Genomic DNA, 6,778 nt, shown 5'->3' with positions numbered 1-6,778 from the left:
TGCCTATACGGCTCCAGCGATTGCGCGCGCGGTCCGCTGCGGCGTCCGCACCATCGAGCACGGCAATCTGGTCGACGATCAGACCGCTCGCCTGATGGCCGAGAAGGGCACTTATGTGGTGCCGACGCTGATCACCTATGAAGCGCTTGCCAAGGAGGGCGCGCAGTTCGGCCTGCCGCCGGAGAGCGTCGCCAAGATCGCCGACGTCCGCGATGCCGGCCTGCGCTCGCTCGAGATCTATCGCAAGGCCGGGGTGAAGATGGGATACGGCAGCGACCTGCTCGGCCCGTCGCAGCGCCTCCAGAGCGAAGAGTTCCGCATCCGCGCCGAAATCCAGGGGGCGCGCGAGGTCATCGCCAGCGCGACCGTGATCGGGGCCGAGGTGCTCGGCATGGAAGGCAAGCTCGGCCGCATCGTGCCCGACGCGCTTGCGGATCTGCTCGTGGTCGACGGCAATCCGTTGCGTGATGTCGGCTGCTTGCTCGGTCAGGGCGAGCACATCCCGCTGGTGATGAAAGCGGGCAAGGTTCAGTTCGACAGGCTGGCAGCGTAGCCGCTGGCTTCGCGACGGCATGCCTTGATCTTGCCACCCGGCCGAATTATGAGCGAGGCTCTCATCAAGGATGTCAGCAGCCATGGATTTCACCCCGACCGCAACGCCGATCCGCATTGCTCACGGGGAATTCCATGCCTGCTTCCATCATCCTGTCGAACCTGTCGCTGTCCACGCCTGACGGCCGCTCGCTCCTCTCCAACATCGATCTGATCTTCGGCGCGGAACGCGCCGGCCTTGTCGGCCGCAACGGCGTCGGCAAGACAACGCTGCTCGCCGCAATCACGGGCGAGCACGTCCCGCAGGCGGGACGCGTGGTCGTCAACGGCACCGTTGGTCTCTTGCGGCAGGACGCCCAGCTGCGCGGTGGCATGCGGGTCGTCGACCTCTTTGGCGCGCGCGAGTCTCTCGACTTGTTTCGCCTGGCGGAGCGTGGCGAGGCCTCCGCCGAGGATGTCGCCGAGGTCGACTGGGCGCTCGAGGCGCGGCTCGCATCCGCCCTGGCGCGCGTCGGCTTCGATATCGCGCCCGATACGGCGCTGGACCGTTTGTCGGGCGGGCAGATCACGCGCGTTCGTCTCGCCGCGCTGCTGTTCACGGAGCCGGATTTCATCCTGTTGGACGAACCCACCAACAATCTCGATCGGGACGGGCGCCGTGCCGTGATCGATCTGGTTGCCGCCTGGCGCGGCGGCGCGATCGTCGTCAGCCATGACCGGGCACTGCTCGAGACCATGGACGCCATCGTCGAGCTGACCTCGCTCGGCGCGACGCGCTATGGCGGCAATTGGAGTAGCTATCGCGCGCAAAAGGCCGTCGAGCTCGCGGCCGTCAGGCACGACCTCGCGCATGCCGAGAAGCATTTGTCCGAGATCGACGGCAAGGCGCAGGAGGCGGCCGAACGCAAGGCGCGCAAGGACAGCGGTGGCAATAGGAAGCGCGCCAGGGGCGACATGCCACGAATCCTTGCAGGCGCGCGCAAGGATCGCAGCGAGGACAGCGGCGGCAGGGCCGCAGAGATCGCCGAGCGGCGGCGCGCGGAGGCTCTGGATGCGCTCGACACCGTCCGCCGGCGCATCGAGATCCCGCAGCCGCTGACTGTAAAGCTACCGTCGACCCGGCTCCCGGCGGGGCGGGAGGTGGTTTGGCTTGATCGTGTTCGCGCCGGCTATCAGCCGGAACGGCCGATCCTGCGCGATCTATCGCTTGCCATCGTCGGGCCGGAGCGCGTCGCGATTGTCGGGCCCAACGGCTCCGGCAAGACGACGCTGTTGAAGCTCATCGCCGGCGAGCTACGCCCTGTCGCGGGCACCGTGCGCGTGAGGCCGGGCTTCGCACTGTTCGACCAGAAGGTCAGCCTGCTCGATCCCGCGATCTCGATTCTCGACAATTTTCGGCGTCTCAATCCGAGGGCCGGTGCGAATGAATGCCACGCCGCGCTGGCGCGTTTCATGTTTCGCGCAGATGCGGCCCTGCAAGGCGTCGGCAGTCTGAGCGGCGGCCAGCTATTTCGCGCCGGCCTTGCCTGCGTGCTCGGCGGGGCGAGGCCGCCGTCGCTGCTGATCCTGGACGAGCCGACCAATCACCTCGACCTTGAATCGATCGAAGCCGTCGAGGCGGGCCTCCGCGCCTATGACGGCGCGCTGCTCGTGGTCAGTCACGATGAGGCGTTCCTGGGAGCCATCGGGATCACACGCCGGCTCGATCTGACCGGTTGTCCCCGACTGACGGAACAATGATACCGGCTCGCGGCCGGCGGTGCTGACCGATTGCGGCCGATGCCAGCTTTGACAGCCAGATCGCGTGATAATTTTCAAAAACCCGACGCTCTGCCCCCAGCGCGTCGGGTGGAATGGATGAGTATCAATCCGTGATCCCAACACCTTTCTTGTGACTCCGGTCCTAGGAATTTTCTACTCCGGGAAACTACCGCAACGGAACCGGGCGGCGTCTGCCTTCGATCTTCGCTTTGCGGCTCTACGCGCTGCCGCCTGGCTCCAGCGCTTCGCCGAGCTCCAGTGGATGCGCCATGGTCTCGTGCAGCGCCTCGCGATCGAGCTCGCCTTCCGAGATGCTGATGACGACGCAGGCGACGCCGTTGCCGATCAGATTGGTCAGCGCGCGGCACTCGCTCATGAACTTGTCGATGCCGACCAGGATCGCGATCGACTGGATCGGGATGTCGGGCACGATCGAGAGCGTTGCGGCGAGCGTGATGAAGCCTGCGCCTGTTACCCCGGATGCGCCTTTCGAAGTGATCATCGCGATGCCGAGAATGCCGAGCTCCTGCCAGATCGTCAGATGCGTGTTGGTCGCTTGCGCCAGGAACAGTCGCCAGCGTCATATAGATGTTGGTGCCATCGAGGTTGAAGCTGTAGCCGGTCGGGATCACGAGGCCGACCACCGAGCGCGAGGCGCCGAGATGTTCCATCTTCTGGATCATCTGCGGCAGCACCGTCTCCGACGACGAGGTGCCGAGCACGATCAGGAGTTCGTCCTTGATATAGGCAATGAAGCGAATGATGGAGAAGCCGGCGAGCCGTGCGATCGCACCCAGCACGATCAGCACGAACAGGATGCTGGTGAGATAGAACGTGCCGATCAGAGCGGCGAGGTTGAGCAGCGAGCCAAGGCCGTAGGCGCCGACGGTGAACGCCATCGCGCCGAATGCGCCGATCGGCGCCACGCGCACGATGATGCGGATGATGCCGAAGAACATCTTTGCGGCCTTGTCGATTGCCTCCGCGATCGGCTCGCCTGATTTGCCGAGGAAGGCGATGGCAAATCCGGAGAGGATCGAGACCAGCAGCACCTGCAAGAGGTCGCCGCGCGCGATCGCGCCCACATAGCTGTCGGGAATGATCGCCATCAGATGGGCGACGATGCCGTCTTCGTGCGCCTTGGACACATAGGTCGCGACCGATTTCGGATCGATTGTGGAGGGATCGATGTTGAAGCCGTGTCCGGGCTGGAGAATCTCGCCCACCAAAAGACCGATGGCGAGCGCAACGGTCGAGACAGTCTCGAAATAGATCAGCGATTTCAGTCCGACCCGGCCGACGCGCTTGAGGTCGCCCATCGAGGAGATGCCATGCACCACGGTGCAGAAGATGACGGGCGCGATCATCATCTTGATCAGCGCGATGAAGGCGTCGCCGAGCGGCTTGAGGGCTTTGCCAAGGTCCGGATAGAAATAGCCGATCAGTACCCCGAGCACGATCGCGATCAGCACCTGGACGTAGAGGATCCTGTACCAGGGCTGGTGCCGGCGGTGGACGGCTGGCTGGATCGCGATCTGTGTCATAAAGTTCAATCCCGGAACACATTGATCGTGCATGACTTACATCATGGCTTACATCATGTGATGATCGCGGCTTGAGCAACAATCACATTTTTGTCTGTTAGCACGAAGATCAATCGCTGCACCGCCCCTGGGGGGAACATGTCGAACGCATTGGGCGCGGACGAGCGATCGCAAGACCGTCTTTCACAAGGCTATTTTCCGCGTTGGAAGCTGAAGACCTCGGGCGTGATCATGCCGGAGGAGCGGCTGTCGTGGGGGCAAACCATCGTCTCCGGTCTCCAGCATTGCGTCGCCATGTCGGGCGCGACGATCATCGCGCCGTTGCTGATGGGGTTCGACCCCAATGTTGCTGTGTTGTTCTCCGGCATCGGCACGCTGATCTTCTTCGTCATCGTGGCGGGGCGCGTGCCGAGCTATCTCGGCTCGAGCTTCGCGTTCATCGCTGTCGTCCTCGCCGCCACCGGCTACGCCGGGCACGGACCGAATCCGAACATCTCAATTGCGCTCGGCGGCATCGTCGGCGCCGGCGTGCTCTACGGCGTGATCGCACTGATCGTGATGTGGTCGGGCATCGGCTGGGTCGAGCGTCTGATGCCGCCGGCGGTCACCGGCGCCGTGGTCGCCGCGATCGGCCTCAACCTCGCGCCCGTGGCGGTGAAGGCGGTGAGCGCGAACGCGTTCGAGACCTGGATCGGGCTTGCGACCGTTCTGATCATCGGCGTGGTTGCGGTGGCCGCGCCCGGCCTGTGGCGCCGCCTGCCGATCATCCTGGGGGCGATCGGCGGATATCTCTTGTACCTGCTGTTTGCGAACGGTCTTGGCTTCGGCAAGCCGATCGACTTCACGCAACTCTCGGCCGCGCCGTGGTTCGGCTTGCCGAATTTCACCACGCCGACCTTTCAGGCCGACGCCATCTTCCTGATCGCGCCGGTTGCGGTCATCCTCGTCGCCGAAAATCTCGGGCACATCAAGGCGGTCGGAGCCATGACGGGCCGCAGCCTCGATGCCTATCTCGGCCGCGCTTTGCTTGCCGACAGCCTCGCGACGATCGTGGCGGCCTGCGGCGGCGGCACCGGCGTCACCACCTATGCCGAGAATATCGGCGTGATGGCGGCGACGAAGGTCTATTCGACCCTGCTGTTTGCTTTCGCCGCCACCGTATCGGTCCTGCTCGGCTTCTCGCCGAAATTCGGCGCGCTGATCCTGTCGATCCCCGGGCCCGTCATCGGCGGCCTTTCGATCGTGCTGTTCGGATTGATCGCGGCGATGGCGGGCCGGATCTGGGTCGAGAACAAGGTTGACTTTGCCAATCCGGCGAATTTGATCACCGTCGCGGTGGCGCTGACGGCGGGAGCCGGCGATCTCACGCTGAAATTCGGTGCATTCACGATCGGCGGAATCGGCACCGCGACTTTTGGTGCGATTATCCTGTATCAGATCCTGACCTCGCCGATCGCGCGCCGCGCGGAATGAATCCCAGCGATGTGCCAACAGGGTGGAACAAAATCTCGGTTCCATCCATGATGAGGCATCCCGGAGAATGCACATGCCACAGACCGATCGTTCACCTGCCTTTCCCTCACGCCTCGTCGGCCAATACGCGCTGGTGACGGGCGCTCCGCAGGGCATCGGGCGTGCCGTCGCCATTCGCCTCGCCCAGGAAGGCGCGACGGTCGCCATCAACTATATCGGTCCCCCCGAGAAGGCTGAGGAGACGCTTGCGCTCGCGCGCACGGCTTCGAGCGACCGTGGCCACGGCAGGCTCGATCATTTTATCGTTCACGCCGATATCGGGGTCGAAAAAGACATCGCCGCAATGTTCGAAACCATCCTGGCGCGCTGGAAGCACCTCGACTGTCTCGTCAACAATGCCGGCTTTCAGCAGGAATCGCCGAGCGAGGCGCTCGACGTCGAAACCTATCGCCGCATTATCGACGTCAATCTCAACGGCGCCGTGCTCTGCGCGCAAAAGGCACTCGCGCATTTCGTTGCCCGCGGCGGAGGCGGCTGCATCATCAACTGCTCGAGCGTCCACCAGATCATCCCAAAGCCCGGCTATCTCGCTTATTCGATCAGCAAAGGCGGCATGGCCAATCTGACCCGCACGCTGGCGCTGGAGTTTGCCGGCCGCGGCATTCGTGTCAATGCGGTCGGCCCCGGCGCGATCGACACGCCGATCAACGCCGCCTGGACCGGCGACGCCGAAAAGCGCGGCGCGGTCGTCAGCCACATTCCGCTCGGCCGCGTTGGCACGCCGGAAGAGATGGCTGCGGTATTCGCCTTCCTGGCCTCAGATGACGCCAGCTACATCACCGGGCAGACCATCTATGCCTGCGGCGGACTGACGCTGTTTCCCGAATTCAGGGAGAACTGGTCGAGCTGAGATGAGCGGCCGCCGGCCAAAACGTGATCTGGCGGAATGTCGCGGCGCAGACTACATCTGGGCCATGACAAACACTCAGCTGGCAGACTCTCGGCTCCAGGACTTCGTCGGCCGGCACGAAAAACTGTTCGTGCTGACCGGCGCCGGCTGCAGCACCAATTCGGGCATCCCTGATTACCGCGACAGAAATGGCAGCTGGAAGCGGACCCAGCCGATCAATTTCCAGGCCTTCATGTCGGAAGGGCACACGCGCCAGCGTTACTGGGCGCGCAGCCTGATCGGCTGGCGGCGATTCGGACAAGCGAGGCCGAACGATGCGCATCATGCGCTGGCCCGTCTCGAGGCGAGCGGGCGCTGCGAGATGCTGCTGACGCAGAATGTCGACCGGCTGCATCAATCCGCGGGCCACCGGCAGGTGATCGATTTGCACGGGCGGCTCGATCTGGTCCGCTGCATGGGCTGCGGGGCCAAGACGCCGCGCAACGAATTCCAGGAGGCGCTTGGCCGCGCCAATGCGGAATGGCTGACGCTCGATGCC

The 6,778-nt window shown here is 64.2% G+C and carries 5 protein-coding genes and 1 pseudogene; 5 read left to right on the top strand and 1 reads right to left on the bottom strand.

Going from position 1 to position 6,778, the window contains the following annotated elements:
• The coding region (locus tag HYH07_RS36055; RefSeq protein ID WP_220006901.1) for an amidohydrolase family protein at positions 1 to 553 on the top strand (553 nt) is incomplete at its 5' end.
• 134 nt (positions 554 to 687) lie between these two features.
• Entirely contained in the window at positions 688 to 2,292 is a 1,605-nt protein-coding gene (locus HYH07_RS36050) for an ABC-F family ATP-binding cassette domain-containing protein (RefSeq protein WP_220006900.1), read from the top strand.
• Between the two features lie 238 nt (positions 2,293 to 2,530).
• Here the strand turns inward: HYH07_RS36050 and HYH07_RS36045 are convergent.
• Positions 2,531 to 3,857 (bottom strand): annotated as a pseudogene (locus HYH07_RS36045) (dicarboxylate/amino acid:cation symporter).
• 138 nt (positions 3,858 to 3,995) lie between these two features.
• On the opposite strand from HYH07_RS36045, the gene HYH07_RS36040 reads away from it, so the two are divergent.
• From HYH07_RS36040 to HYH07_RS36030, 3 genes are all read left to right on the top strand, one after another.
• Positions 3,996 to 5,330, top strand: a complete 1,335-nt coding sequence (locus HYH07_RS36040) for a solute carrier family 23 protein (RefSeq protein ID WP_220006899.1) — start codon at positions 3,996 to 3,998, stop codon at positions 5,328 to 5,330.
• A gap of 73 nt (positions 5,331 to 5,403) precedes the next feature.
• Positions 5,404 to 6,240 (top strand): SDR family oxidoreductase, encoded by an 837-nt coding sequence (locus HYH07_RS36035; RefSeq protein ID WP_220006898.1) that lies wholly within the window; start codon positions 5,404 to 5,406, stop codon positions 6,238 to 6,240.
• A gap of 64 nt (positions 6,241 to 6,304) precedes the next feature.
• The coding region (locus HYH07_RS36030) for a Sir2 family NAD-dependent protein deacetylase (protein WP_283842869.1) at positions 6,305 to 6,778 on the top strand (474 nt) is incomplete at its 3' end.

The organism is Bradyrhizobium sp. BR 10261, assembly GCF_019455395.1.
In the GTDB taxonomy this organism is placed as follows: domain Bacteria; phylum Pseudomonadota; class Alphaproteobacteria; order Rhizobiales; family Xanthobacteraceae; genus Bradyrhizobium; species Bradyrhizobium manausense.
This window is presented reverse-complemented; position numbering and strand designations above follow the sequence as displayed.

Bases quoted from the DNA above. Each gene is read 5' to 3' on its own strand.
- HYH07_RS36050 (WP_220006900.1), top strand. From the start codon at position 688: ATGCCTGCTTCCATCATCCTGTCGAACCTGTCGCTGTCCACGCCTGAC.
- HYH07_RS36035 (WP_220006898.1), top strand. From the start codon at position 5,404: ATGCCACAGACCGATCGTTCACCTGCCTTTCCCTCACGCCTCGTCGGC.
- HYH07_RS36040 (WP_220006899.1), top strand. From the start codon at position 3,996: ATGTCGAACGCATTGGGCGCGGACGAGCGATCGCAAGACCGTCTTTCA.